Genomic DNA, 26,966 nt, shown 5'->3' with positions numbered 1-26,966 from the left:
CGCCCGACCATCTCGTGCGAAGTAGGCTGAAAGCCCCGCTTCGACGATGTAGGCGTCAGCCCTTGCTGCCCTGCAGTCCCAATAAACTCAATTCCTTGGATTCATATTATCCGGTCGCCGAATGGCTAAGTCGAATATTGCAGTGCCGGCGGACCCATTTCTGCCTAGAGCCCCGACAATCTGAAGAAAGGACGCGCTGTGAAAGCCGAACTACTGAGACTTGCACAGGCGCACGAGCGTTCGCTGTCGCGCGTTATCGATGTGCGCGACCGCGTTCGCTTGGGCACGGCTACAGACACCGCTCTGGAACCGCTCCTAGCGGACGAGGCCAAGAAAAGAGCCGAATTTATTTATTGGGAGCCGCCTTCTGCTTCCCTTGCCGTCGATAAGCTCTTGCGGCTACTCGCACACTGCCTCGCAGGAGGTCTAGCTTTCGATGACGCCGAACTCTTTGGGATTCGCAACCAAGTCCAGCGCCTTCGTTCTTCAACGCCACCCAATCAAGGCTCAGAACCGATTGAGGTGGAAGACGGCACAAGAGATATTGGATAATACACTGAGCAAGGGCGCCTATCCTTGAGAACGGTGTCACCGAGCCGCGATGGCTTGAATGTTCAAGTCACATCGCGACCAGTAAGCGCTCATTGGCAGTGAGCGGGCAGATGCCTTCACAGTGGAAGGCTCAAGCGAGGAACGGTGCTCACGTTTCAACGCCCGCGCAATACTAGAGCAGCCGATGAGTAATTGGAATACTCCCGCCAAGCCCAACGCCCCGCCGCCATAAGCCGTAGAACGCGCAGCGAGTTTTGCTCGAGTGGGCACCTCTAATTGCGCCACGTTCCATTTCGTCCCGTCCACGTCAGCGACGTCTACAGGACGGCTTCATCCGACGAGTTTTGCAAGGCAAATATCGAATCCAAGATCGTCGCAACGGTTCGCAACGTGGAGGGCGACAGCGATTGGATCATCTTGCTAATCCTACGTCTCTCGTGTGCTTCCTCTTCAGATGCACCCCAAAGGTGTGGCGCGGCATCGAAGAGCAAATCGTCTGGGTAAATGCCGAGAATTTCGCACAGATGCAGGACCTGTGAAGCATGAAGTTTCGTTATTGCACGCTCGTATCGTCCGTAAACCTGCTCAAGTGAACCAATCAGGAGAGCGAGCTCTGCCCTCGACAAATCCTTCTCGACACGAATCTCGCGCAACGACGCAGCGATCGCTTCGTCCATTCTGTGGAAAGTGGGGATACCGGCGAAACCGGGCCGGCGATAGATGGAGCGGTCCACCTTTGGGTCATGGGTTCCCTCGAGTCCCGCCTCTTTGATATATTCGTCAGTTTTAACCGTCATGCATCTCAGCCCAATTCCTTGCACGACTTATATCATTCACTGGATCGTTGGCTATGAGCATTTCACGAACCTACTGGCGGAACTGACGCCGCGCCTTCCGGCCACGCGAACTAAGAGCCAAAAACGCACAAAGAATTCACGGCAAGCGCGAAATTGGCCGAGGTTACCAAGGATTCGCGGGTCGGACTGTTGCTGTGAAGCGGTAGGCAAACGGTGCTTCTTTCAACCGACGCTTGCTAAAGCGACTGCCGATGAAACATCAACTAGCCTGCGGCTGCTAGCTTTATTGAGAGACGCGCTGCTTCAATTGCTCGTAGATGCTATTATTGCAGATCTAGGGTTTGACGCATTATACTCGGCTTTTATCATCGCCGACGTTTTTCGCAATATTGAGCCCAACCCTAGCGATGACTGAACGTAGCGCGTTGTGATGCCCGTCTTGGTCCCGGCGAGCGTCGCTCAAGATGAGCGAGCCGTGTCGTTGGAGCTTGCGCAAGCTCCGCCCTTTTTAAGTCTATGCCAAGCATTACCGACTGTTCAGGGGCCGCCTTGATTCAATAGATCTATCGGTCCAATCCGAAATAGAATCGGGAACTGACTTGCGTTTGCGGGTCTCTGATATCGAAGAAATAGGGTTGCTGACGGCGCGGCCGGGCCATGTATTCCCTGTACCCACATCCCTGACCTCCGTCGTAAACTCTTGTAGTACCGTCTCTGACTTCGGTTCGCGCGCCCTCGCCGCCCCTTCCAAACTGACGTCGACCATCGTGACAGTCACTTACGGCCCTGGTGCAGCGAGACAGCTCCGAGTTTGCAAAGCCGTCGCGAACGTGTTCGCCCGCAGTTGGAGACCAGCCGGCCGGGCACTCGGCGAACGCTTCGTACCCAGGCTTGCCGGCTCCGCCTTCTGGGCAGGTCGGCCAAGAGAACCCGGGCTTTTTCATCTCCGAGATCAGTCGGTCCATTGGGGGACGGCACTCGGGCACCCCGTGCCAGGATGGATTGGACGAAGCCGCGCACAGCAGCACCTCGCATCCCCACTCGTTGGCAAATGCAAGGCGCGGACAGATCGCAATCAACAACGCGACAATAACAACGAAAATGTGCTTCATGGACTTTCCCCGGGTGTTCGTCAGCGGTCGGTGCGCTTTGGCAAGCGCCCGGCGTCCGCAAAGGATGGCGAGATTTCGAGGCGCCTTTCACGCAAAAGATTGTAGTCGGCGATCGGTCGTCGGCTGACAGTCTTGTCGACTGCTTTTGTACGCCACTCATCCATGTCGAGGACGTAAGTCGCCCACATCCCATACCGCGCCCTCCTCGCCTGGCTTTCAGCCAGCTGGTAGCCGATCGACAAGCCCACGTTTTCCACGGCCCTCGCCCAGCCAACCCTAAGGAGCCCGAGCGCAAGATCCCTCCCTCCGACCCGGCACTGTCCGGCCAGGCCATCACGCCCTGCCAGAACACGACACTCCACCCGCCTGTTTTCGATCATCCGCTTCAACCAAGCCTTGGCGAATGCCCCGCAGGGCACCGGCTTGAGCTTGTCTCCATTTGCCTCGGCACGGTCCGGATCAAAGGCCCATTGCGGCAATTCGCATGTGTCGATGCCAGCAAGCCGCACTTGAAGCTCATATCTTGGAAGCCAAAGTGTCCGGCCGTCGATGACCGATGCGTCACCGGTCAATGTAACGATTGGCTGGATGGGCGATGTCGGATGCAAGGCCTCTTGCCCTTCCGGCAGAAGATCTGCCGCGTGCGTCACGCTGGCGACAAGCAAAATGGCCAGAACGGCCCCGCATTGCCTCATCCTCATTTCTGCGCCTTCCCTTGGGACTCCGCTGGTCCCAAAATCAGTGCGGGATGCTGCACATCCGCGAATTGCCAAAGCCCTGCCCTGGCCGCCCTCGCCCGTTGCTCAGCAACCGCATAAGCTGGGTTTGCGGGAAGCCCGCGATTATCGAGCGCTGCGAACGCGTAGCCGCTGCCCACAAGGGCGGTGCCGAGATCCACCGTTTGACTGCCAATCGCAGCCGAGCAAACGACGTAGGCAAGCTCGGATGTGATTACCAAAGGAGTGCAGCGCGGATTGGTATCCTTGATGAAGGCCGCGAGGAAAGCCATCGAGGCATCGCCGCAATCGAGCCGCCGACCCGTCGCGTTTGTAAACCAGGTGCCGCGCAAACAGGATTGAACACCGAAGAGCCGGTATCGCTTCCCATCTTCGAGCCAGGTATCGCCGGAGACCAGGGTTACGCCGGGGTGGATAAGAATGATGTCCGGCGGAATGGAAGTGGCTGCCACAGAAGCACTTGCGCCCAACCAACCGGCCACTGCGAGGCGTACGATATCCCCTTTCATCTGGGCACCCTTGGATCAGCCCACATCCCAAACCCCTGGCGGCCGATCCTTTCAGCATCCGCTAAGTCCGGACGTATCAGCGTGCCATCCGGCTTCTTCGCAAGCCGCAAGGCACCGAATGACAGGAGTTCCTCCTCGAGATTGTCGACGCTGTCGAGCGCGCCCGGAAAATAGTAATATCCGAAGCACGTGACATCCTGCTTGATCGCATTTTCCTCAGAGACGAATGCCCGGCAGAGTATCACCTTCGGGGACGTCAACAGAATCTGGAGCTGTTGCTGCGCAAATTCAGCGCACGAGCCCGAATAGTTTTCTCTCCGATTGACCATGTCGCCGGCACAGGGCTCAAGGCCATAAAGGTGCAGGTTTGTTTTGCCGTCGACGACAATGTCCAAGGACGAGGAAGCTCGAAAGCCAGTCGAGGAGGCATATCCTTTTCGCGACACAACGGTTTTCGCGCCATCATAATATTCAACGACCAGCACCGCTTTGCCGGGCGCTGCAAGAGATTTGATGTAGGCCGGATCGACCGCGCTCACTGCAAGGGCGCCTTTCACCGCGGTCAGCAGCGCCGCCAGCGCCACAGCCCATATGGTAGTGCTTCGAACTAAATCTGTTCGGTCCATTTTCATCTCACTCCTAAAGTTAAGAGCGGTTACCTGAAAATAATTAAACCTATTTTAGTTCATTTTGCAATTGACAATATGGAAGAATTGCTGTCGTTTTCCCTCGAATGCAACGCACGGGTAGCCCTATGTTCAACAGGTGTTTCCTCAGCCTCACCGCAACGATAGCATGCCTTTCCGCCCCGACGATCCATGCGCAGAGCCTGAAAACCTTTGATTCTAGACGGTTTGATGCCGCTGCAGCCGGAGACGATGCCGGGCGCTCGTTTGATACTATGGACTTCGCGATCGACGGTTCGGGCATCGTCAGCCGGGTTACCCCGCGCCCTCACGAAAAAGCCTATTTTGGTTCAATTCCGAGTTTGAAACCCAATGATACGAATACTGCTGGAGGCAGCGCATTTCCGCTGAAGACGGAAACCGAATCGGTTCATCCAGGCCTCACATCGGTTCAGGGACCCTGCGGTCCCTCCCCGGCGTCGATCGAAAAAATCAAAACGTTGGTGGTCATCGCAGCAAATCGGTACAGCGTCGATCCGGACTTTGCGTTGGCCGTCACATGGACGGAAAGTCGCTTTGACCGCGTTCGAAATAGCCCCAGAGGCGCTCGCGGACCAATGCAGCTTATGCCGCAGACGGCACGGCTCTTTGGTATTACCGATATTTGCGACCCTGTCGCAAATATCGACGGCGGAGTGCGCTATCTGCGTCAGCTCCTCGATGAGTTCAAAAACCCGATCATTGCTGCCGCCGCCTACAATGCGGGTGAGCAGGCGGTCTACGACAGCGGCGGCGTGCCGGCCTATCCCGAAACCGTCCGCTATGTCTCCTCCGTCATCAACCATCAGTTTGGTTTTCCCGCCCCGATCACGGCAAGGGCGGACGGCAAATCACCCATCGAAATCAGTGAGACCTCCACGATCGACGTCATCGGCGCGCGAGCACCGAAATTCGTCAGCGGCGTCATGCAATTCTGAAGCAAAGGAGCAGATAATGAAACCTGTCTCATCGCCCCGCCGGAAGCTTCTGGTAAAGGGTATCGCCATCGTTGGCGCATTTGCCCTCGTACAGCTTGCCTCCGCTGATCTTGCCATGGCGCAAGCGACCAATCAGGCGTTTGCGCCCCTCCAGACGGTCGTGCAGGCGGTCGTCGACTTCATCACCGGGCCTTTTGGTCGGCTCATTGCCATCATTGCGGTCATTGGCCTCGGATTTCTCGCATTCGCTGGCCGGCTGAGCTGGTTCACCGCAGGCGCGGTCGTTCTCGGCATCGGACTGGTCTTCGGGGCGCCCGCGATCGTCGATCAGTTGATCTCCACGGTCGGGAACTGATCCATGGCGACCGCTCAGAATGACAAGCCTCACTTGACCCCGCTGGTGATCGGCCTCACCCGGTCACCCACGCTCTGGGGCGTCCCCTACATGGCGGTCGTCCTGGTGATTGGCCTGACGATCATCGCCTGGCTCGTGACCAACGCACTTTGGGCACTGCTTACGGCGCCTGTCGCTTATGCGGCTCTCTTCACCCTCTGTAGCTGGGATGCACGCGTGCTCGACGTGCTGCAGGTCTCCAGCCGCCTGACGCCCCGAACGCCGAATAAGACGTTCTGGGGCGCCAATTCTTATGGGCCATGACCATGCTGAGCGTTATCCGCGAAGAGCTCGGCTTCGGCCCGATTGGCCACCGCGAACGGCCCATGGCAAAGCACATTCCCTATCTGCGTCATGTTGCAGACACCGTCATCAAGCTTGATGGCGGCGCGCTCATGAGCATCATCAAGCTGGACGGTCTTTTCTTCCAAACGGAAGATCAGGCCGAGATCAATATGCGTTCGCTCGTGCAAAACACGCTGATCAGGGCCCTTGGTTCCAGCCGGTCTTCGCTGTGGTCCACCGTTGTCCGGCGGCAGGTCGATACATCCATCGACGGTGAGTTCGACGATCCTTTTTGCGCCGAACTCGATAGGCGCTATGCGGCCTCGCTTGGCGGCAAGCGCATGTTCACCAACGAACTTTATCTTACGGTACTTCGATCGGGGATGCGCGGCGCACTGGCCGCAGGTGATCGCGCGCGCCGACTGATCGGTCGCGCGTCCGGGCGCGATGGGCAAGCGGATCAAAGCCGCGAAACAATCAACGAGCTCGAGGAACTTGTCGGCAATATCGTCCGTGACTTGAACAAATATGGCGCAAGAGCGCTCGGCATCCGCTCGATCGAAGGGTCGCCCTATTCCGAACCGGCAGAATTTTTGAACTCGGTCCTCACGTGCGGAGTACAGCGAAAGATGCGCTTGCCGCGCATGGGGCTTTCGAATTTCGTTGGCACATCGAGGCTGCATTTCTCCAGGCGGACCATGCAAGCGCAAGGGCCGGTTAAGGAAGACGACCGCTTCGGCGCGATGCTATCGATTAAGGAATATCCACCCTTTACCGGGCCCGGGATGTTGGATGGCCTGCTTCAGGTGAACCACGAATTCATTCTGACTCAGTCCTTCACACTCGCAGACAAGCCAATCGCGCAGGAGCGGATCACACGTCTGAAGCGACAGATCGGCACCTCGGACGAGGCTGGAAGCGATGTCGAAACCGACATCGATTTCGCGCTGAACAGCCTTCTCAATCAGGAAGCCGTCTTCGGCTTCCACCATCTGTCGCTCCTCTGCCTGTCGCGGGATCTGGACGGGGTTAGCAAGTCGGTCTCCGACCTTGGCGCCTGTCTTACTGACATGAACATCAACTGGCTGCGCGAAGATCTGAACCTGGAAGCGGCCTTCTGGGCGCAACTGCCTGGCAATCATGCCTATATCGCGCGACGCGCCATGCTCTCGAGCGCCAACTTTTCCGGCCTTTCGTCGATGCACAATTTCGCGGCCGGACAACGAGAGGACACGCATTGGGGAAGCCCGATCACCATCCTCGAAACGACGAGCCAGACGCCCTACTGGTTCAATTTTCATCGGCGCGATATCGGCCACTTCCTCGTCACTGGACCGACCGGATCCGGCAAGACAGTCGCCCTCACCTTTCTCTTGGCCCAGGCCTTCCGAGTAGAACCATCACCGCGCGCTGTCTTCTTCGATAAGGATCGCGGCGCAGAAATTTTCATCCGGGCAATGAACGGCTCCTACGAGATCCTCTCACCCGGAACTCCTACCGGTTTCAATCCGCTGCAGATCGAAAACTCCGGTGAAAACCGGGAGTTTCTCCTCCGTTTGCTGAAGGCGATGCTGCGCAAGGATCGCTCGGATGCCTTCGATCAGGAGGAAGAAGACACCCTTGAGCGCGCGATCGTGCGGATCATGTCCGAACCGTTGGCGGAGCGAACGCTCGTCAACTTTGCCGGTCTCCTGACCGGCCGTTCACGTGCCGATCCTAACGATCTCAATTCTCGGCTTCGGCCCTGGATCGACGGAGAAAAGGCTTGGTTGTTCAATGCAAGGCACGACGTCTTGTCCTTTTCCGGCCGCCGCGTATTCGGCTTCGACATGACGAGCATCCTCGACAACGACGAGGTTCGCACCCCGGCTCTGATGTATATCTATCACCGTCTTGACGAGCTCTTCGACGGCACGCCTGTGATGATCTTCATGGACGAAGGATGGCGCCTGCTGCGGGATCAGACCTTCAGCGACTTCATCGTCGACAAAATGAAAACGATCCGCAAACTGAACGGGATCGTCGGATTTGGCACCCAATCGGCTGCCGATATCGTGAACTCGCCGGCGGCCCATACCCTGATCGAACAGTCGGCGACCAATATTCATTTCCCAAACCCCCGCGCCGACGAGGACAGCTACATCAACCGTTTCGGGCTGACGGCGAAGGAATTTAGCTTCATCCGCAATATGCCGCCCGAAAAGCGCTCCTTCCTCATTAAGCACGGCAATGACAGCGTCATCGCCAGGCTCGACCTCGGGTCTATGCCCGACCTGATCAAGGTCCTCTCCGGGCGCAAAGAGACCGTCGAGGAATGCGCAGCGCTCCGTGATCAGTTCGGTGACGACCCCATGGGCTGGCTCCCGAGGTTCTGCAGCGGGGAGCAGCAACCGTGAGAGGCAGCCGCACTCCGACATATGCCCCGGCCGTGCTCATGCTCCTCGCATGCGGGCTTGTCGTTGGTCCCGCTCCTGCAATGGCCGACGTACCAACGATCGACCGCACCAATTTCGACCCAAGAGATCGTCGAGACAAAACGACGAGCAATCTCGAAAACACGGATCACGAGCGTTACATCATTCACACATCCGTGACCTGCTCGATGTATCGGCCGGGCCAGAAAAACGATCCGGTCGGGGCTGCGCAAGCCAACCCAGAAATCGCCGGGCTCGCCCGGCGGGTCGCGCAGGAAAATGGCGTCGACGAGAGCCTTTTTCTCGCTCTCATCTATCAGGAGAGCCGGTTCAATCCCTGCGCCAAGTCTGCCGCCGGCGCGACAGGCCTGACACAGCTCATGCCGGCGACAGCGGCAGACCTCGGCGTTGACGAGAACAATATCGAAGACAACCTGCGCGGCGGCGCGCAGTATCTGAAAGAGCAACTGCTAAAATTTGGCGGCGATACCAATCTGGCACTTGCCGCCTACAACGCAGGTCCGGGAGCGGTCAGCAAGTATGGCGGGATTCCGCCGTTCAAGGAGACGCAAGGCTACGTCGCCTCGATCACGCGGGATTGGCTGCCGGCTTTCGGTGGCTCAGACAAGTCGGGGATTCCCCTCAATTTTAGCGGTGGGGAGACCGCCTATACCGGCATGCGGTCATCGACGCTCAATGCCATGAGCGCAAGCGCGTCGACGTCGGACAGCCTTGGCAACGTTGCAAGCTGGTACCAGCAACTGGGCGCGATGCAGACCGGCACGATCCAGGACAGTTGGGACCAGAATTCGACTGCCCGCAACGCCAATCTGGAAATGATGAACAACGTCATCAAGTTGACGACGGCAATGGCCGACCTCGTCAATTCTCGCAATGCGATGTCGTCAGCCAATCTTTCCGGATCATCACGGACAGCCGCCGGCGATTCCAATGATACCTCGCCGCGCGATACGACCGGCTTGTGCGACCCCCGACAGAACCTTGTGTGGAGCGACGAGCAAAACGGCTGCATCCAGAAACGCCCCAATACCAACGATGTGCGGCTGCTGCTTCAGCCGCAATGATGGAGGACTGCAATGATATTCAAGGCCTCGAGCACATTGATCCTGTTCTTGTTGCCGGCAGCCGCGCTTGCCGACGTTCCGGTGATCGACAAGACCAACTACGCGGTCGCCAAGCAGACCGCGGATACCACGGACAAGATCCTCGATACCAACAAGAACATCCTGACGACGGTGCAGGATACGCTGAAGGCGGTGACGGGTGACCGCGGCAGCACCGCCGCGCCCCTGAAGGACCTGGCGATCGGCAACGGCTTCAGCGTCTCCTCCATCCCGTCCTTTAATAGCATTCTCAAGGAGGGCGTTCCCAATTTTGGATCGATGGGGGGCGATATCGCCAACGCAGCCACCGTGTTCATCAATGGCCTGCAACTGGTGAAAAGCCTGTCGGGTAAGGAAAACAGCAGCTTTTCCGGTGACAAGTCCTACGAGCAGCTCGTCAACTCCGTGCTCAGCGTTTCAGCGCTGATCAATGGATCACAACAGGCAATCGAAACGCGAAGGAGCGCTTTTGAGCAAGCAGGATCGCAGATCGGCAGCGCTCAGGACATCAAGGGGTCGATCGATCAGAACAGCCAGCTCCAGGTCCAGTCGGGCCTGACGTTGAACGAGATGATCGGTGTGATGAACGGCGCAGTCTCTGCGCTGCAGGCGGAGAACCAGCGGCGCCTGACGGATATTTCCAACACCAAGAAAGCGCTGAGCTACGGCAACTGAATCATGAAAAACGCGATCCTGAATGCCGCAGTCGTTGCAAGCCTGTCGATGTTGGCAGGCTGCGGCACGGTCAAGGAAAAGACCGCCCCCTGCAAACGGCCGGCCAACCTGACCTCCTTTGCTGCTGATCTCCGAAACGATTGCGGGCCGATGCGGGCGGTCAACAATCCCGCCGCCGCTTTCGCCGCGATCGGCATCCCCGAACCAGGCGGCAAATAGGGTCTCAAGATGCAAGATTTTCTGGGCGATCTCCTTCAGCGGATTGAGGATTCCGGCTCGAGTTTTTCGCAGCAGGCCTATACCGTTGTCGGCAACGAATTGATGCCGCTGTTGCGGATCATGCTGATAGTCTATGTCGCCTGGTATGGCCTGCAACTTGTTATGGGCACCTCGCGTCTATCGGTCGGCGAAACCATCGGCCGGATTGTCAGGATGATGATCATCCTGGCGCTTGTCGGCTCCTGGGCAAATTTCAATAACCTCTTCTACCACTGGCTCAACGACACACCCGAGGATGTTGGTCGGGCCATTCTTGCGGCTTCCGGCACGGGGATAACCGATCCCACCAATGGCCTGTCGCAGATCTGGAAGACAGCCAACGAGGCGGCCTCGGCTTTCGCCGAGCAATCGGGCTACTTCTCCATCCTCCCCAGCATGATCGGCATCCTGACCATAGTCGGCGCCGGCGTGTTCATCGCGATTGCGCTAGCGATCCTCATCCTCGCGAAGGTGATGCTCTGGGTGCTGATCGGTGTCGCGCCGGTCTTCATCGCCTGCATGCTGTTTGAACGAACCCGGGGATATGGCATTGGCTGGTTCAATCAGGTCCTGACCTACGCGCTTATTCCACTGTTCATTTATGTCATCGCCGCCTTTCTGATCGCAGCGATGAGCCCGGAGCTCACCAAAATCGATGCAGCAAGCGGATTGCGGACCCTCACCCTTGCCGACATCGCAGGCTTTCTGCTGCTCTGCGTCGCCGGTGGATTTGTCATGCTCTACATACAATCGATCGGTCAGGGGATCGCCGGCGGCATTGCCGTTGGCGTCGGCAGCGCGGCACGCCGCATTTCGCAGTTCGTCGGAATACAAGTTCCGCTGACGGCGGCGCGCGGCAGCACAGCTGCCGGCCGAGGTGCCTATCGCGCTGGCCGCTCCCTTGCCAGCAGGTTCAGCAACCGCGGTGGTGGCGACGAAGACACCGACGGAGCGCGGACCGCGATGCAAACGAAGATTTCCCGCCAGGGCCTCCCAGGCTGATCAACCGGATATGAAGCACCAACATGGCAGATAGCAAAGAACTTGACCTTCGAACCTATTATCAAAGCGGCGACATCTGGGAGCAGGAGATCGTCAAGAAGGCGAAGCGGTCCCGTACCCTTGCCTGGTTGGTGACGATGATATTCGCTGGCATAACGTTGCTGAGCCTGCTGGCTTTGGTGATGCTCGTGCCGCTGAAGAGCTTTGAGCCTTACATCGTCGAAGTCGACAGGAACACCGGCTATCTCGAGGTCAAGAGCGGTCTTACGCGACCGGCCAACCTCACTGAACAGCAAGCCATCACCCAGGCAAATATCGTGCGCTATATCCGGTCGCGCGAGGGTTACGATCCCTATGCCATCGAGCAGAATTTCGAGATTGCAGCACTCCTGTCGACCGGCAACGCTGCCCGCGAATTGCAGGATCTCTACAGCGCCGCCAACGCCAAAAACCCTGCCAAGGTCTATGGAAAAACAAAACGGGTCACAGTCGAGATAGCATCCGTGACATTTCCAAACAGTTCTACCGGGATCGTGAGGTTTGCCACGACCGAAGTTTCCGACACGGACGCGGTCACCCGTCATTGGATCGCGGTTGTTCGCTATCGCTACACGGACACGCCGGCGACCAACGAATGGCGCTTCGAAAACCCGCTTGGCTTCCAGGTCTACGACTATCGACGGGACCAGGAAACGGTAACGGAGAGCAATCGGTGAGGCGCTTCTTTCTGATCGGCTTTCTGCTCGCAGCTTGCACAGCGAACACATCGAACGCGGTTGAGACGCCATCCGCCGGCCGGCTCGATCCCCGCGTGACCAGCGTCATCTACCAGCCGAACAATGTCGTGCGCGTTTTTGCGACTTACGGCATCTCGACGATGATCATCTTCGACGAGGATGAAAAATTCGAGACGATTGCTGTTGGCGACACCTCAAGCTGGGATGTCGTACCCACCGACAAGGGCAACATCCTCTTTGTAAAGCCGAAAGCGAAGGATGTCGCGACCAACATGAATGTCGTGACCACCAAACGCATCTACTATCTCGAGCTCAATGACTATGCGCCGGAGGACAACAAAAAGGTCTTCGGGATCCGCTTTGTTTATCCCGACAAGGATTTGAATGCCACGCTGCGGAAGGAGGCCGAAGCGCGCGCCGGCTATCCGAACATTTCTAGCATCGACAAGTCGAACGTCAACATCGACTACTCCTTCTCCGGCGATACGGCTCTTAAGCCGCTGATGGTGTTTGATGACGGCAAGAAGACCTTCTTCAGATTCGGTCCGAAGGTGCCGGCGATCTTCGCGGTGAACAGCGACTTCAGCGAGACACTGCGTAACTTCCGGCGCGAGGGCGAATACATCGTCGTCGATGGCACCGCGACGCAATATACGCTGCGCGATGGCGACCAGTGGACCTGCATCTTCAATCTGCGCAAGCCGGATTTCGGCCAGCCTGACGCTGATGTCTTCGGCCCCTCGCCTGACAGCCGAGCGACGACACGAAGAAGGAGCGGCAACTGATGCAGCGTTCTCCAGAACTGGAAGCCATGATCGCCGGCGATGAGGTCGCGGTGCGCGATAGCCGCGCCCGTCGGAAACAACTTCTCGGCGGGACCGCCTTGCTGCTTGGTGGCGCAGCCCTGGTCTACGTCGTCTTCTTCGGAGCTCAAAAGCCGGCACACGATACATTGCAGGGCGACGAGGAATTTTCGACAACAACCTTCAGGCCGCCGTCATTTCTGCGTCCGGAGCCTCAGCCCGATCCAAAACCAGCCGACAATATCATCCAGATACCGGAGCCGCCCCCCGAAAAGCCTGCACCGCCCGACACGACCGAATTTGCCGTGCCGCCACCGCCGGCGGTTGCAGCAGCAACGGCTGCGGCCGAGCCGGAACCGGAAATATTCCCGGAGCGATTCCGCTCAAAACAGATCGTCGTCGATTCCGCTAAGGGTGAAAGCGACGGATCATCCTTCGGTGGCAGCAATGCTGCCGGCGGCCCAACGGTGGCGGGCGAAGATCGCAACAGCAAATTCCTCGCGACAGCGTCGGCCGTCGGCGACCGGTCAGCCAAGGCACGCAAGATCGACCGGATTGACGCGATGATCCCCGAAGGCACGCTCATCCCCGGTATCCTCGAAACTGCGATTAATAGCGATCTGCCGGGTCAGATCCGGGCAATCACGTCCCAGAACGTCTATTCCTTCGATGGTAGGCGCGTCCTGATCCCAACGGGCACGCGGCTGATTGGTGAATACCAGTCGGAGGTGACCCGAGGGCAGAAGCGCATCTTCGTCATCTGGACCAGGCTGCTGCGTGACGATGGCGTCACCGTGCGGCTGAACAGTATCGGAACGGACAGCCTCGCACGCTCCGGCCTCACCGGCATTGTCGACAACAAGTGGCGTGAGCGTTTTGGCTCCGCAATCCTGCTCTCGATTGTTGGCGCCGGCTCGTCTTACCTGACGGGTTACGGAAGCGGCCAATATAGCTCCGGCAGTGGCAACGGAGAATCCGATTCCGACCGGGCCGCAGACCTCGCACGCGAAACGATCGCCCAGACCTTCTCCGACATGGCAAACCAGGCGCTGTCGGAGAACCTCAAAATTCCACCGACCATCAGTGTGCTCCAGGGCGAGCGCATTTTCGTCTACGTCCGGCAGGATCTCGACTTTTCCGCCATGTATCCCGATCCGGTCGAGGAAGCACTGAAGGAGATCAAACATGAACGAGGCCTCGATCAAGGTCGTAGCCGGTAACGATCCGTATTATTTCCTGCGCCGCGCCCTGGCGCCGCTCGGCGAGTTCCTCAATGACCCCGGCGTCATCGAGATATCGGTCAATAGGCCAGGAGAAGTGTTTGTCGAACGCCTTGGCGCGGACGCAATGGAATTCCACGCCATTGCCGCCCTGACAGCTAAGGAGATCGAGCATATTGGCGAACGGGTCGCTTCGGCCAGCAACCAGTTCATCAGCCGGATCAATCCGTTGCTCAGTGCCGCACTTCCCACAGGCGAGCGCATCCAGATTGTCCTGCCTCCGGCTGCCGCGGACGGTGGCTCGATCTCGATCCGCAAACAGGTCGTCAACGACTTCACGCTGGCGGAATATCGCGACAACGGCGGGCTCGACAGGGTGTCCGTCACCGTTGGCGGCGCGAGCGAGATCGAGACGAGGCTGACCGCTCTGCTCGAAGCCGAGCGGATCCATGACTTTATTGAAACGGCGATCCGCGAACGTGTGTCGATGCTGATCAGTGGCGGCACATCGACGGGAAAGACGACGTTTTTCAACGCCTGCCTCAAAAGCATCGATCCGCATGAGCGCATCTTGACGCTTGAAGATACCCGTGAGCTTTTCCCGCCCCATCGCAACAGCGTGCATCTACTGGCGTCACGCGGCGACCAAGGCACGGCGCACGTCTCGATCCAGACCCTGCTTGAGGCATCGCTTCGTATGCGGCCGGATCGTTTGTTCGTCGGCGAGATCCGCGGCGCAGAAGCGTTCGCCTTTCTGCGTGCGATCAACACTGGCCACCCCGGAAGCATGTCGACGGTTCATGCCGATACGCCGGCGGGCGCATACGAGCAACTCGCGATGATGATGATGCAGGCCGGCATGTCCTCCGGCTACTCCAAGCAGGATCTGATGTCCTACATCCGCATGGTCATCCCGATCGTTATTCAGTTACGGCGCGACGGCGGGCGAAGAGGCGTCTCCGAGATCTTCTACGCCAGGCGTACAACATGAGCCGGGGATATGCCGCCGTCTACCTGTTCTTCTGCGCTTTGCTCGCAGTCGCAGTCTGGATGCTTACCTATTCGCTGATTTTGCAGGTCGTTTGGAAGGATGGGCGCGTCCTCCATATGATGACGACGACCAACCCGCTCGTGCCGTTTCAGCAATTTGCCGCTTATATCGGCAACCGGCCGCTTCAACTGGCCGCCTGCGCGGCCGCGATCCCAGCATTGGCTGCCGCTGTCGCAGCCGCGATGTTCGGACTTCGACGACCATCCAATCCGTTGGGAGACGCGGCGTTTCAGGATATGGCTACCCTGCGGCGCGCAGGCTGGTTCCGCAAGGATGGCCATGTCCTCGGCGCCTACGGTAGCAGTATCTTGAGGCGAAAGGACGATCGTCACCACCTGATCATCGGACCGACCCGCTCCGGCAAGGGTGTCGGCTATGTCATCCCGAATGCGCTGATGTTTCCAGGCTCGATGATCGTCACGGATCTGAAAGGCGAAATTTTCGAACTGACCGCCGGATACCGGAAATCGCGAGGGCATCAGGTATTTCTGTTTTCGCCAGGGTCGCCGAAAACGCATCGCTGGAATCCGCTTGACTTCGTCCGGTCCGATCGCGGCAGCCGCACGATCGATATCCAGAATATGTCAGCGATCTTGATACCGGAGACGGTCGGCTCGGAGAATGCCGTCTGGCAGGGCACGGCCCAGCAGGTCATTGCGGGTATCATCAGTTACATCCTGGAGAGCCGCCACTATCACAATCGGCGCAATTTCGGCGAGGTGAATGCTTTCTTCAATGCCGGCGTCGATCTCCAGGCCCTGATGAAGCTTATCAAAGAGAATGAAACGGATCTGTCCCGCTTCACGCTCGATAGCTTCAATGCCTACATCTCACTCAACGAACGCGCTGCGCGCTCGGCGCTCCTCGATATCCAGAAGGCGCTGGCTCCGTTCCGCAACGAGCGCGTGGTCGCGGCCACCGGTATCACCGACATCGACATCGCCTCTCTGCAGCGGCGACCGGTCACAATCTATCTCGCACCCAACATCACCGATATGACCATCCTTCGGCCACTGCTGACACTCTTCGTTCAGCAGATGATGGACCTCTTGACCCGCGAACATAATCCGGCTGCCCTGCCCGTCTACTTCCTTCTCGACGAATTCCGGCAGTTGAAACGAATGGACGAGATTCTCAACAAACTGCCCTATGTCGCGGGCTACAATATCAAACTAGCCTTCATCATTCAGGACCTGAAGAATATCGACGAAATCTACGGTGAAACCGCGCGGCACTCGCTGCTTGGCAATTGCGGCCTTCAACTCATCCTCGGCGCCAACGACCAGGCAACCGCCGATTATACCTCCCGTGCACTTGGGAAGCGGACGATCCGCTATCAGTCAGAATCGAGGACGCTCGAGTTGATGGGGCTTCCACGCCGCACCAAGGTCGAGCAGATTCGCGAGCGCGACTTGATGATGCCGCAGGAGATCAGACAAATGCCGGAGGAGAACGCGATCCTGCTGGTGGAAGGTCAACGGCCAATCCAGACCAAAAAGATCCGCTACTACAAGGTCGAACCGTTCAAGACCGCTGCTGCTGCTCCGTATCGCAATGTGGTCGAAATTCCTGAGGTCGAACTCACAGCGATGCCGATGGTGCCGGCTGCGCTGCAGGACTACGGACAGTCCCCCACCGAAAACCTTGAAAAGCCTGAACTCCCACAAGCAACCGACAAAGAAACGTCTCCTTCGAAAACGCCGAGAAGGACCCGCACTGTTGATCACGCTTCGGCGGGCAGCATCCCGATGCAACAGGCGCCTGAAAAACTCGTGACAGCGGAGCTGCGTCTCGTAAAGACGGCACAAAAATTGAAGGCCGCGGTCGAAAGAGTAGTCGATGACAATCCCAATCTGTCGCCAAAGCAGCGCAAGAGCATTCACGACATCCTTGCAAACACAGTGCCTGATCCGGCGGAGATTGACACCTAGCAACAGCATGCAGCCTACTATAGAACCTGCGCTGGCTCGCCGCTGGCACCATAATGCGTGTGTTGAGAGCGCCAATTCACGACACCATGGGAACGCTCCGTTAGCTGTCTTGCGCCATAGGTTTGTCCCGTTGACGGCAATCTAACGTCCGCAGTCACCACGACGACTAGCAGACCGCCCACATAGCCTTCCATCCCTCGAAGAGGCACACGGAAAGTCTGTCATCAGCTCTTTCACTTGAGGTCGACAAGACATCCTGCATCACGTCAAGCCCCTGCCTAGACGGTTGTCAGCGTTAGCTCTGGATCAACCAATGGAGCCGACAATTGCTTGAGACGGGCGCGACCCTCATCTGCCATCAAAACGGGAGAGCATGTTTCTCAATTGGTCGTTCTGTGTTTCCAGTTTTTCGGCAAGTGTGGCCCTGAGCTGTTTGATATCATCATCCAAGCTGAACGCTGCGGTGACATATTCCCCCCGCTCGTCACTTGGCGGCGTCTCAACGAGTTTGGTTGGGGCTTTGGCCCCTGCGGACTTCAAGGAGACCCGAGACGCCTTGGCCGCTTTCTTCTTAGTTCGAAGATCGTAGGTAGGTCGAGCATCGCTGATCGTTAGCGCATCCTCAGAAACTTGATGCGCATCTCCGGGCTCTTCCGCTACCTCGGTGTGCGTCAGCTGTTCAGTCACCGTCGAGTTTTCCGAGGATACGTGGTGGGCCGAGACCCTGAGGACGACGCGCTCATGCTCGCGTACCATCGCATCTGCAGCCGGGGCGGCCTGTGTGGTCCTCAACTCGTCAGAGGCAACGCTCAACGAGGCCTCTACGCTACGGGGAATTGCCGGCTCATGGGCTGGTTTTGCAGCTTGAGCCGGGGCCTTAGACCTAAATTTCGAGATAATGTTCCATGGCGACATCGACGTTCCCTCTCGCTTGACGCGCCAATATACGCGGCGCAGAGACCGGATCGGAAAGTCCGATCGGGCGAACGATTCTCTACATGGAGTTTAACCGATGGCGGATGCGAAGCAAACCATCCGCCATCGACAGGTGATCACTTCAGTCCAAGACGGCTGCGAAGATCAGCGTTCTCACCGCGAAGCTTTTCTGCCAGCGATTTGCGGAGGCGCTGATTTTCTTCCTCGAGCTGGAGAAGTTCCGCGAAGTCGTCTGCCAGAGGAGATGTGGCCGCTGTTGGATTCGCAGAACGGTTTGGCCCGCGTTTGCCTGTCGTTGGGCTTGCTGCTGTGCGCTTACCGCGGGTCGCTGTGGTGCTGGCAGCTGCCGGCGATGCAGCAACCTCGGTACGCTTGGGACGACCACCACGGTTTTTCTTAACGGGCTCCGCAACCGTTGCAGCTGCCTTCGCATCCGCCTTTTTGACACGAGGTGCACGTTTCTTCTTTGCCGGGGCTTCCGGCGCTACAGCGGCTGTGTCTGGAGCGATGCTTGGATTGTTTTCGTCGGCCATTGGCGTATCTCCTTGTTTGGCAATTTCGTTGTCGTTCGTAGATTCGAGGCTGTCAATATCGCATGCGATACTTCAGCACTCGAGCATAATGCCCAATCTAGTTTGCAATTGTCTTGATGCGCATCGTTGGAGATCTCACAGCGGCACCGAATGTCGGGCGAAAATGATGAGTGCGATGACACACCACACTAAGCCGCCTGACGCGAACGCGCCCTTCAGTACACCTAACGTGTGCCGGATTGTCAGCCCGAACGTCGTTCCAGAGATCACGACGAATACCGCGCCAAGCCCCAGAAGCATGTAAGGGGCAACTGGGCCGGCCCTCGGTGGGATTGATACCGCCGCCGTTTGATACCACGCCGCCTATAGCACCGCCCTACACGGCGGCGTCTAGACCGATGCTTACTGCGGTGAAGTTTTCCCTTACGTTCACGAGACTGCGCTCCTAATTATCCGGTTAGCGAGCGCACCGGATCGCCGTTCTATTGAGGCGACCGAAGTGCCCAAAAATTGAGAATAGGACTCTCCCCGCTCGGCTCTCCGACAGACAGTCAATTCGCAAAGGAGCACGCCTGTTACGAATACAGCGTCTTCGTATCGTCAATGTAGCCCATTTCGACGAGCTCCGAATTGATCAGATCGGAGCCCTCTCAATTGAGCGATTGAGGGCCCGAAGATCAATTTGCGACGATCGTCATCCACCGAGTCTATTTAGGTTTTTGGAGCGCACGCAGACCATACGAATCTCAGTGGAACTGGCCCGCAAAGGAAAACCCTGGCTTAGGCTACCCGCCTCCGCTCGGCCTCCGCCTTGATAGCGGCGTCCTTTGCCATTTTGATAAGGTACACAACAAACGGTTGATCGCTGAATTCGGCGAGTTTTTTGGCTGCTTCGAGATGATCAATCAGATGAACCTGCGACATATAAACCTCCGTTGCAAAGCGCATATTCAGTATTGCTAATGGACATTAATCAAAGCTTACGATGCGAGGTTTGGTCCGGCACCGTACAACTACAGGGGCTGTGGGTGGCGTCTCAGGATCGTCGTTGCCGACGATCAGGTGACGACGACGCAGTCGCGAGAATGGGATAGCGTGCAAACACTATGCCGAGCTCCAGCAGGGCGGCCACCACCTGATCCTTTGCCACCAATATGCTTTCCGGACATGGAACCAGATGGGAAAGAAGTCTATAGATCTGCACGGTCACTCACACGAGCGGTTGAAGTCCCTTCCCCGCCAATCGGCGTCGGAGTTGACGCACAGGGGCTGCGTCCAGTCACCCTCTGTGTGGTCCTTCGGAGAAGTCGGCGGCCGACGAGGAGTGAGGTAGCGTTGAGGACGATTAGCACGCGAGACGCCGGAGGACGAAAGCTGCCGGCGACCAATTCTACAGGCTATCGCGCCATTATGGCGAGTTATCTTCTGTCTTCGGTTAAAGTCGGAACATTCAACGCGCGTGCTCGTTCGCTACTAACCCAAAGAGGAGGAGCATTCATGACCAACGTCTACAACGAAAGCGCGCCCGTATACGCGGGTGACCTGGCCAAAAGTACTTTGACTGCATTCTTTGACAGCCGGAGCAACGCCGAGACTGCCATCGAAAAGCTGAGGTCGGCAGGCGTCGCCGACGTCCGTCTAATGCCGGGCTACGAGGCTGACGGCGAAAACGTTGCAAGCGAAAGGGAAGGTTCCGGGTTCTGGGCCGGGCTGGCCAACTGGTTCTTTCCCGACAATGACCGCGACGTCTATGCCGAGGGCCTTCGTCGCGGCGGCTTTCTCGTCTCCGCTTCGGTCGACGACAGCAACTACGACACGGCGCACGACATACTTGACGATGAGGGATCGATCGACATGGACGAGCGGGCAGACCTGTGGCGCGCCGAAGGCTGGTCTGCCGGCGGATATAACCAGCAGGCCTTAGCGTCTAAGGAGGACGTGTTCCAGGCTGATGCGACCGAAGGCAGCGCGACGGGCATCGGCCGATACAGCAGGAGTTCCAAAGCGACTTCGCCAAGGGTTCGCGGATACGATCTGGCTGAAGACGTTTCGAGCGACGTTGTCGACGACGTTATCCCGACCGGCCACCAACGCGACGTGTCAGAGGGCGACCGCAATGCTAACGAACGGATGTCGCAAAGCCAGTCGATCGACGACTTACGGCAGAGCCAGAGCCTGCCAGGCAGTCGCTGACGCCGAAGACGTTCGAAGCCGCGCACCGTCAGCGCGGCCTCGTATGACTGTATCTCTCAGTGCGTTCGATTTCCGCTGCCTTTGATGCAAGCGAGCGGCGGCTATGCGGCGAGCCCGATCAAGGTTTGAGCCAACGCCTTTCGATTGTATGGCTTTGTGAAGAAAATTCCGCGCTCCGGCATCTGGTGGAGGAGCGGTTTCGTCATCGCTGATACAACAAGTATCTCAATCGGCGGATATCGTTCACGCACGGCTGTTGCGAACACGAGGCCATTCATCGAGCCCGGGATGTCGATATCCGTCCAAATTATTCGAATACCAGGCTCCGCTTCCAATAGCCGTAGAGCGTCGTCCGCGTTGGTTGCTTCTAAAACCTCGAAACCAATATCTTCGACAAGGTCCAGCGCCATCATCAAAAGAAGCGGCTCGTCTTCGACGACTAATACTTGGATCACCGGATCCTCCCCGTTAAGTAGTGCGAACTGCCAGCCTGCAAGGGAGCCCCATAGCTTAATGACTATAATCGAAGGATGCATTATCGAACCTGAGCTCGCTGTCTGCGGCGTTCCGCGAGCTTGAAGCTCTGGGCCGCTCCACATCCACGCAAGAGGCGTCGGCCCTTGCTGCCGAACAAGCCTTAGGTGGTCTCGAATTCAGTGAAACCCGAGCAGAAACCTCAAATACGAGCGCTTTCAAAATAGTGGGAAACACCATATTAGCAGTATATTAGTGTTGGGGCGGGCAGCGTGAACGAAAACTTCCAAAAGGACATCGCTAAAGTCCAGCGAATTTCTGCGGTCCCATCGATACTCGATGTCGTTTGCCGATCGACAGGCATGGGGTTTGCTGCCGTAGCCCGCGTGACGGAAGAGCGATGGATCGCATGTCAGGTCTTGGACAATGCCGATTTCGGGTTGCCGGCGGGTGGCGAGCTGAATGTGGAGACCACTTTCTGTCATGAGATCCGGCAGTATCACGAGGTCATCGCCATCGATAATGTGGCTGAAGACCCGATCTACAGTGACCACCACACACCGCGGATCTACGGCCTCCAAAGCTACATCTCAGTGCCGATCATACTTCCCGACGGAACTTTTTTCGGCACTTTGTGCGCTATCCACTCCAAGGCAGCGAAGGTCAATAACCCCGAGACAATAGGTACCTTCAAGCTGTTCGCAGAACTGATCGCCTACCATCTTGACGCAAGTGACAGGCTAGATGCCGCACAACTAGATCTTGATCACGAAAGAAAGCAATCCGAGCTGCGTGAACAATTCATCGCCGTACTCGGCCACGATCTTCGCAACCCGATCGCCGGCGTGGACGCCGGGATCAATCGGCTTCTACGGGATGGCTGGACCGACAAGGCGCCGCAACTGTTACGCATGATGAAGGCAAGCCTGGTGCGCATGGCGGGACTGGTAGACAATGTCATGGATCTGGCGCGCGCGAGGCTCGGCGGCGGGATCAATCTTGACTTCGATCCCGACCGAACCGTTGAGGACACGATCGAGCACGTCGTTCAGGAGTTCAAAATCGCCCATCCCGAAAGAGAGATCGAGGTGTCGGTGGAAATCGAAGCTCCGCTGCGGATCGACCATGCGCGGATAGGACAGATGTTCTCCAATCTCCTTGGAAACGCCCTAACGCACGGTGCGCCAGACCATCCCGTGCGGGTGAAGGCACTCACCACGGATGACAAATTCGAGTTAAGCGTCGAAAATCGTGGCGAGCCTATTCCGCAGCAATCTCTCAATAAGCTTTTCCAACCTTTTGAAAGAGAGGAGGGTTCGAAGAGTCACGGGTTGGGGTTGGGCCTCTTTATTGCTTCAGAAATTGCCCGCGCCCACGGAGGGACGTTGGGGGTTCTGTCCGACGAGAAGATGACTCGCTTCAGCTTTTCCATGCCCAACGAGTTTGATCCCGTTGCAAGATTGGCTCCGAAATGAGCGCCGTTGGACACCAAGGCATTGCTGGCGCCGTTCAGGTCGCTCGCCGCCGCCGGACAGATACCGCGCCCACTTCCCGTTCTGGACGTTAGACACCGAGGCAGATCGCATCGGGCATGCATCGGGCATGCATCGGGCATGCATCGGGACGATGCTAGCCCACCGTACCTTGCTCGCAAGTGTAAACCTCGGATTTAATCACCGCTGTATCGAGGTAAGGAGCGAATATCTTGGGCCCAAGAGAGCTCCGATGAGCACCAAAACTGTGCGCGTGGTCTGAGATCTTGCCGCTGCGTTATGGTCCCAAGCCGGATTCCAACCTGATTGGCATCCTCGTGTTCGCCGCTCGTATAGATCGGCGAGCCGCAGTTGGAGCAAAAGTATTGCATTCTTCTGCGGCCGTTAGCGGCGGTCTTCACGTACAGCGTTGGATGGCCAGAAGTTAGGCGGAAGTTCTCACGTGAGGCCGTTACGGTCACGCGGTACGCCGCACCCGTAAGCCGCTGGCAGTCGTTACAATGGCAGATCGTGACGTCCTGGGCTTGGACCTTAGCGACGTACATGACCTGTCCACACTGGCACGCGCCGTCGATGTCGATATGCATCTCATCTCCAACCATTTATATCCTTGGCGAAATAGGGGTTGAATGCCTGATGTCGATGTGAGTGTGTCAGATTTTCAGGTCCCCTCACTGATAAAAATCGGAGTTCTTTGGAGCGCCTGCAATCCCAGCGAAACTCAGTGGGACCGAAAGGCTTGGCGGACACCTTGGCAATACCAAAACACGCACTACATGCGTAGTGGGCATGATGACTTCCCTCTTCGTCGTCTTGTCCGCTCCTAAGCTCAATTCCCGAGCACAATTCAGCGCCACCTCCCAGCGGCGCTATTTTTTTCCTTGAATTCTGGGCTATTCTGATTCCCGTGTGGAATTGCCAGTGTCGAGCGGCCGATCCTGACCGGACAAGTTTATGGTTGTGCTCGATTTTCGCCGGCGTTTGACGGCGACAAGGCTCCCCGGGGGCCGCAGACGGACACCACGGCACGCATCGTACAAAGGCCTCCGTGAAAAACAGGGCAGCGCCAATGCAGCGGTTTATGAGTTCACAACCGAGGAATTAGCAAGCCGCTACGCGAGCAAACCAGTGTCGACTTGGTCTTCACTTCACATTGTCCCACGGTTAGTCAGCGCGCTCGACAAAAATATAGACTTAACATGATGATGCCAAGATACCTCTTGACGTTGGACCGATACACCGGCAGACCCACAGCGGTCTTTCCACGGAAGCTAAACTCATAGATGTCTTGGCCGCGGAAGATCTGCCATCCATCATGCAGCCTGACGGGCTTGTTGCAACCATGCAGATGGATATCGAAGGAAGCGGCATCGCAATCCACGAGTCCGCTTTGGACGCCATCAACATGTGGAAGCTTGAACTAACGGTGGTTGCGTGATGATGATCGGTGCGGCCCAATTGAGCCGCACCGCGTAGAAGGCAAATAGCCGTGCATATCTGGCTTCAGAAGCTCCAAGACGCGGTCTACCAGTCTGCAGCGACGTTCAAAGCCGTCTTTGACTTCGTGTCTGCCTTCGCCAAACTCTGGAGAATTCGCTCGTCGGAAAACGGCTTCCCGACCACGTCGACTGCGCCGTCCAAGCCATGACCAACCTCTCGGGGCGTTCCGGTGACGAAGATCACTTTCGTACCATAGCGGTCAATCAACCTTCGGGCCAAGGCGGCTCCACTCAACCCATCTGCCAGACCAAGGTCGACCAGAGCAGCCTCGACACGAGGGGCATGAGCGAGCGCCTGTTCCACTGTGGAAACTGGACCGACCGCGGAATGCCCGGCGTCCGTAACAATCCGCTCAAGCTCCATAGCAATGAGCGTCTCATCTTCAACAATCAAAACCCGCATATGCTCCTCCTGAATATCCGGCGAGTTAGGTCACGTTTCATGCCCGTCGAGGTTTGTTCACGGGTTTTTGACGGCGAGCCAGCGGCTCGATGAGGAGATGTGTGCCGCTCGCAATGGTACGACCCGACGCTCCACATGCTACGGCGCGCTAGCCCTACCTTTAAGCAAGGCTGTGGTCGTAGCCCTCCCTTCCAGCTGCCCGTCATCAGCCCTGCCTGAAGCAAGGTTGCTTGCATAAGATGCCGCTCATGAACTTGGAGCCGCAAGATGCGAATTGTAATAGATACCATCGATACAGAAGGCGGGTGTCGTGCGTTGATCGTAGAACCGATCGATTGCGACGGCATCGTGCTGATTGTTCGGCGCAACGCGAGGGATATCCGAATTCCACTCTCGGCTATCGCAGACTGGAGCCCGGTAGACGGTGAAGAAGGGTCGCTTCCGCTTGATAGCTGGATTAAACGACGACACGATGTCGTTTGCTTCTGACGTTGTTTTTCTGGTTGCAGGCTTCAAAAAGCCATTGCATGTTGCTGCCCGTAAAAACGCCAAGGGGAACAAAAATGGCAACAGGTACAGTCAAATTTTTTAACATGGACAAGGGGTTCGGCTTCCTCACCCCGGATGGCGGCGGAGCGGATATCTTCGTCCACATCTCCGCGCTTCAGGCGTCCGGCATCCAATCCCTGCGCGATGGTCAGAAGGTTTCGTTCGATACGGAGCCTGACAAGAGGGGTAAGGGCCCCAGAGCCGTCAACGTGCAGCTTGAGACCGCATGAGGCTGTATGCCCCTGCGGTGCTGCCACAGAATTCTGTCGCAAGTAAACGGTGCCTTAGAAAGATAATCTTGGTCGGTTTCGGCACTCTACAACTACGCTTCGGAATTGAAAGCCGAGGGATTGGGCGTCTTCAAGCCAAGGCGAACGCTTTGGCCTGATGCCCACGAAAGTGCAAAATGAATGCCTGAAAAATCCTGCTCGGTGACCTTGCCCAGCTCGGTCACCCGAACGATGTATCTGTCTCCGCGAAGGATGAGATCAACAGCCGACTGTTTCATTTTTTCGTCCCATGATCAGTGGAAATACAGTTTCGTGCGTCGGGATCGTGCGAACCACTAAGGTTGACGCGCTTCGCCCAACGCAGCCAGCAACTCGCTTTTGGTTGTATATCCGGCCTGCAAAAGGTCGAAGAGGCGCGATACCAACGAGCATCCCTCCTGGCTGTTCGGACTGACGCGGTGAGTTTCACACCACTCAGCCATGGCCTCAAATACCGGTGTCACGTCATCACTGAACGAAATCGCGCGGAATAGCTCCGACATAGATCGCCCTCCTTGTTAGAGGGGCGAGAGCTCGTATTAACTCCCAAGCGGCCGTTGCCATTGCATTCCAGCCGACGAACAAACATACGCTTATCGGTCGATGCCGCCAATTAATTTTGACATGGTACGGTCTCACAAATTGCCCAACCTCAGAAAAGACTCTGAACTCTGCCGTGACGTCATGGTCAACGCGCTCGTTTGGGGATCTTCATACATTGGAGGGCAAAAAGTGAAACGGATCGAGCCTCGGCGTACAATTTTGGCGCAATATCGCCCATCGATAGTGAAAAGCTAACTAACCGAAACCAAGTCCGGAGTTGCCGATGTCCGACAAATCCTGCCCAGTCCCAACGCCCGAAGAGCGAAAATACATTGAGATCAAGGACGCCGCAGAGCGCGCGATGCTCGACAAGGTTTTCGCGGCTATCAATGACGCTGCCGCGGAGGTCGCGGACAGATTTAGAGAGGCCGGACTGGCGTTCGAGCCAACAAGCGCCGACTATTTTAAGTTCACGGTCCAGCAGGTCATGTTCGTGAGCTTGAGCGGGGGAGATCCCAACACTATGGAGGGCGGCGATGCCGAGATCGGCCAGCGCATTGTCAACAACGGTCAGCATATTATCGACCACTACTGGCGGAGCGCTGGCGAGATAACTAACGACGGCTAGAGCCTTGGCGTCATCCGTTCCGGCATGAAAGCCATATCCTCTTCGTCTGAGCTACCGCGCCGCTTCTCGACGAGGGGCCTGATGTCCTCGGTAGCCACGTAACGGAGCCTGTCGATACCGTCAGTCGCAGCGTCGTATATGACATTCGCAACCTGTTTGCTCGTCGCCAAGCCACGCTTCTGGGCCTCAGCAATTGCTGGCCTCTTGGTCGACCTGCAGATGATTGACTTTGGTCTCACCGA

30 protein-coding genes are annotated in these 26,966 nt (G+C 57.3%); 18 read left to right on the top strand and 12 right to left on the bottom strand.

All coding sequences use genetic code 11. The annotated features are described in order from the left end of the window. Positions 1-198: 198 nt before the first annotated feature. Entirely contained in the window at positions 199-552 is a 354-nt protein-coding gene (locus tag J2X43_RS16495; protein ID WP_310295391.1) for a hypothetical protein, read from the top strand. 317 nt (positions 553-869) lie between these two features. Here the strand turns inward: J2X43_RS16495 and J2X43_RS16490 are convergent, their stop codons facing one another. The 4 genes from J2X43_RS16490 to J2X43_RS16475 all read right to left on the bottom strand — a co-directional run bounded on the left by J2X43_RS16490 (position 870) and on the right by J2X43_RS16475 (position 4,333). Continuing rightward, positions 870-1,349: a helix-turn-helix transcriptional regulator gene (locus J2X43_RS16490; protein ID WP_310295390.1), complete on the bottom strand. Its 480-nt coding sequence runs from the start codon at positions 1,347-1,349 to the stop codon at positions 870-872. A gap of 1,132 nt (positions 1,350-2,481) precedes the next feature. Continuing rightward, on the bottom strand, positions 2,482-3,162 hold the full coding sequence (locus J2X43_RS16485) for a thermonuclease family protein (RefSeq protein WP_310295388.1): 681 nt from the start codon (positions 3,160-3,162) through the stop codon (positions 2,482-2,484). After that, a complete protein-coding gene (locus J2X43_RS16480) occupies positions 3,159-3,707 on the bottom strand; it encodes a thermonuclease family protein (RefSeq protein WP_310295387.1) in 549 nt (182 codons plus the stop codon). The genes J2X43_RS16485 and J2X43_RS16480 overlap by 4 nt, the downstream gene beginning before the upstream one ends. Further along, complete coding sequence (locus J2X43_RS16475) at positions 3,704-4,333, bottom strand: hypothetical protein (RefSeq protein ID WP_310295384.1); 630 nt, start codon at positions 4,331-4,333, stop codon at positions 3,704-3,706. The genes J2X43_RS16480 and J2X43_RS16475 overlap by 4 nt, the downstream gene beginning before the upstream one ends. A gap of 128 nt (positions 4,334-4,461) precedes the next feature. On the opposite strand from J2X43_RS16475, the gene J2X43_RS16470 reads away from it, so the two are divergent. The 13 genes from J2X43_RS16470 (at position 4,462) to J2X43_RS16410 (ending at position 17,204) form a co-directional block, all read left to right on the top strand. Next, positions 4,462-5,310, top strand: coding sequence for a lytic transglycosylase domain-containing protein (locus J2X43_RS16470; RefSeq protein WP_310295382.1), 849 nt, complete (start codon positions 4,462-4,464; stop codon positions 5,308-5,310). A 16-nt stretch (positions 5,311-5,326) separates the two neighbouring features. Continuing rightward, positions 5,327-5,665 carry a TrbC/VirB2 family protein gene (locus J2X43_RS16465; protein WP_310295380.1) on the top strand — a complete coding sequence of 113 codons (339 nt, stop codon included), beginning with the start codon at positions 5,327-5,329 and terminating at the stop codon, positions 5,663-5,665. A 3-nt stretch (positions 5,666-5,668) separates the two neighbouring features. Further along, entirely contained in the window at positions 5,669-5,968 is a 300-nt protein-coding gene (locus J2X43_RS16460) for a VirB3 family type IV secretion system protein (RefSeq protein ID WP_310295379.1), read from the top strand. Between the two features lie 2 nt (positions 5,969-5,970). Then, positions 5,971-8,385: a VirB4 family type IV secretion/conjugal transfer ATPase gene (locus tag J2X43_RS16455; protein WP_310295377.1), complete on the top strand. Its 2,415-nt coding sequence runs from the start codon at positions 5,971-5,973 to the stop codon at positions 8,383-8,385. 80 nt (positions 8,386-8,465) lie between these two features. After that, positions 8,466-9,488: a lytic transglycosylase domain-containing protein gene (locus J2X43_RS16450; RefSeq protein ID WP_310295375.1), complete on the top strand. Its 1,023-nt coding sequence runs from the start codon at positions 8,466-8,468 to the stop codon at positions 9,486-9,488. A 12-nt stretch (positions 9,489-9,500) separates the two neighbouring features. Next, positions 9,501-10,202, top strand: coding sequence for a type IV secretion system protein (locus J2X43_RS16445; protein WP_310295373.1), 702 nt, complete (start codon positions 9,501-9,503; stop codon positions 10,200-10,202). Positions 10,203-10,205: 3 nt separating this feature from the next. Further along, on the top strand, positions 10,206-10,421 hold the full coding sequence (locus J2X43_RS16440) for a hypothetical protein (RefSeq protein ID WP_310295372.1): 216 nt from the start codon (positions 10,206-10,208) through the stop codon (positions 10,419-10,421). Between the two features lie 9 nt (positions 10,422-10,430). Beyond that, positions 10,431-11,462 (top strand): type IV secretion system protein, encoded by a 1,032-nt coding sequence (locus J2X43_RS16435; protein WP_310295370.1) that lies wholly within the window; start codon positions 10,431-10,433, stop codon positions 11,460-11,462. 23 nt (positions 11,463-11,485) lie between these two features. Beyond that, positions 11,486-12,178: a type IV secretion system protein gene (locus J2X43_RS16430; RefSeq protein WP_310295368.1), complete on the top strand. Its 693-nt coding sequence runs from the start codon at positions 11,486-11,488 to the stop codon at positions 12,176-12,178. 23 nt (positions 12,179-12,201) lie between these two features. Continuing rightward, entirely contained in the window at positions 12,202-12,984 is a 783-nt protein-coding gene (locus J2X43_RS16425; protein ID WP_310296013.1) for a TrbG/VirB9 family P-type conjugative transfer protein, read from the top strand. Beyond that, a complete protein-coding gene (virB10, locus tag J2X43_RS16420; protein WP_310295366.1) occupies positions 12,984-14,222 on the top strand; it encodes a type IV secretion system protein VirB10 in 1,239 nt (412 codons plus the stop codon). Before J2X43_RS16425 ends, virB10 begins: the two co-directional genes overlap by 1 nt. After that, positions 14,203-15,213 carry a P-type DNA transfer ATPase VirB11 gene (virB11, locus tag J2X43_RS16415; protein ID WP_405049614.1) on the top strand — a complete coding sequence of 337 codons (1,011 nt, stop codon included), beginning with the start codon at positions 14,203-14,205 and terminating at the stop codon, positions 15,211-15,213. Before virB10 ends, virB11 begins: the two co-directional genes overlap by 20 nt. Further along, positions 15,210-17,204 carry a type IV secretory system conjugative DNA transfer family protein gene (locus J2X43_RS16410; RefSeq protein WP_310295362.1) on the top strand — a complete coding sequence of 665 codons (1,995 nt, stop codon included), beginning with the start codon at positions 15,210-15,212 and terminating at the stop codon, positions 17,202-17,204. Before virB11 ends, J2X43_RS16410 begins: the two co-directional genes overlap by 4 nt. 348 nt (positions 17,205-17,552) lie before the next feature. Here the strand turns inward: J2X43_RS16410 and J2X43_RS16405 are convergent, their stop codons facing one another. The 3 genes from J2X43_RS16405 to J2X43_RS16395 all read right to left on the bottom strand — a co-directional run bounded on the left by J2X43_RS16405 (position 17,553) and on the right by J2X43_RS16395 (position 19,597). Then, positions 17,553-17,891 carry a hypothetical protein gene (locus J2X43_RS16405; protein WP_310295360.1) on the bottom strand — a complete coding sequence of 113 codons (339 nt, stop codon included), beginning with the start codon at positions 17,889-17,891 and terminating at the stop codon, positions 17,553-17,555. A 365-nt stretch (positions 17,892-18,256) separates the two neighbouring features. Continuing rightward, a complete protein-coding gene (locus J2X43_RS16400; RefSeq protein ID WP_310295358.1) occupies positions 18,257-18,673 on the bottom strand; it encodes a hypothetical protein in 417 nt (138 codons plus the stop codon). A 780-nt stretch (positions 18,674-19,453) separates the two neighbouring features. Then, positions 19,454-19,597 carry a hypothetical protein gene (locus J2X43_RS16395; protein ID WP_162706025.1) on the bottom strand — a complete coding sequence of 48 codons (144 nt, stop codon included), beginning with the start codon at positions 19,595-19,597 and terminating at the stop codon, positions 19,454-19,456. A gap of 573 nt (positions 19,598-20,170) precedes the next feature. Here J2X43_RS16395 and J2X43_RS16385 point away from each other — a divergent pair. Further along, positions 20,171-20,866 (top strand): hypothetical protein, encoded by a 696-nt coding sequence (locus J2X43_RS16385; RefSeq protein ID WP_310296011.1) that lies wholly within the window; start codon positions 20,171-20,173, stop codon positions 20,864-20,866. A 101-nt stretch (positions 20,867-20,967) separates the two neighbouring features. Here the strand turns inward: J2X43_RS16385 and J2X43_RS16380 are convergent, their stop codons facing one another. Then, positions 20,968-21,321: a response regulator gene (locus tag J2X43_RS16380; RefSeq protein WP_310295356.1), complete on the bottom strand. Its 354-nt coding sequence runs from the start codon at positions 21,319-21,321 to the stop codon at positions 20,968-20,970. Between the two features lie 291 nt (positions 21,322-21,612). Between J2X43_RS16380 and J2X43_RS16375 the strand changes: the two genes are divergently transcribed. Further along, positions 21,613-22,815, top strand: a complete 1,203-nt coding sequence (locus tag J2X43_RS16375; RefSeq protein WP_310295354.1) for a GAF domain-containing sensor histidine kinase — start codon at positions 21,613-21,615, stop codon at positions 22,813-22,815. A 194-nt stretch (positions 22,816-23,009) separates the two neighbouring features. On the opposite strand, the gene J2X43_RS16370 is transcribed toward J2X43_RS16375, so the two are convergent. Together J2X43_RS16370 and J2X43_RS16365 are read right to left on the bottom strand one after the other, a co-directional pair. Further along, positions 23,010-23,414, bottom strand: a complete 405-nt coding sequence (locus J2X43_RS16370) for a GFA family protein (RefSeq protein WP_405049613.1) — start codon at positions 23,412-23,414, stop codon at positions 23,010-23,012. 943 nt (positions 23,415-24,357) lie between these two features. Further along, positions 24,358-24,735 carry a response regulator gene (locus tag J2X43_RS16365; RefSeq protein ID WP_112389241.1) on the bottom strand — a complete coding sequence of 126 codons (378 nt, stop codon included), beginning with the start codon at positions 24,733-24,735 and terminating at the stop codon, positions 24,358-24,360. A 563-nt stretch (positions 24,736-25,298) separates the two neighbouring features. On the opposite strand from J2X43_RS16365, the gene J2X43_RS16360 reads away from it, so the two are divergent. Further along, the gene (locus tag J2X43_RS16360; protein WP_112389242.1) at positions 25,299-25,514 is read left to right on the top strand and encodes a cold-shock protein; all 216 of its coding nucleotides are present in this window, start codon (positions 25,299-25,301) and stop codon (positions 25,512-25,514) included. A 92-nt stretch (positions 25,515-25,606) separates the two neighbouring features. Here the strand turns inward: J2X43_RS16360 and J2X43_RS16355 are convergent, their stop codons facing one another. Further along, positions 25,607-25,792 carry a hypothetical protein gene (locus J2X43_RS16355; protein ID WP_310295352.1) on the bottom strand — a complete coding sequence of 62 codons (186 nt, stop codon included), beginning with the start codon at positions 25,790-25,792 and terminating at the stop codon, positions 25,607-25,609. Positions 25,793-25,849: 57 nt separating this feature from the next. Beyond that, on the bottom strand, positions 25,850-26,056 hold the full coding sequence (locus J2X43_RS16350; protein WP_112389243.1) for a hypothetical protein: 207 nt from the start codon (positions 26,054-26,056) through the stop codon (positions 25,850-25,852). Between the two features lie 323 nt (positions 26,057-26,379). On the opposite strand from J2X43_RS16350, the gene J2X43_RS16345 reads away from it, so the two are divergent. Continuing rightward, a complete protein-coding gene (locus tag J2X43_RS16345) occupies positions 26,380-26,724 on the top strand; it encodes a hypothetical protein (RefSeq protein WP_112389244.1) in 345 nt (114 codons plus the stop codon). Positions 26,725-26,966: the final 242 nt, after the last annotated feature.

The sequence above is a fragment of the Rhizobium sp. BE258 genome, from assembly GCF_031457345.1.
Classification (GTDB): domain Bacteria; phylum Pseudomonadota; class Alphaproteobacteria; order Rhizobiales; family Rhizobiaceae; genus Rhizobium.
Note: the sequence above shows the minus strand (reverse complement) of the source record. Positions and strands in the feature narration are given on the sequence as shown.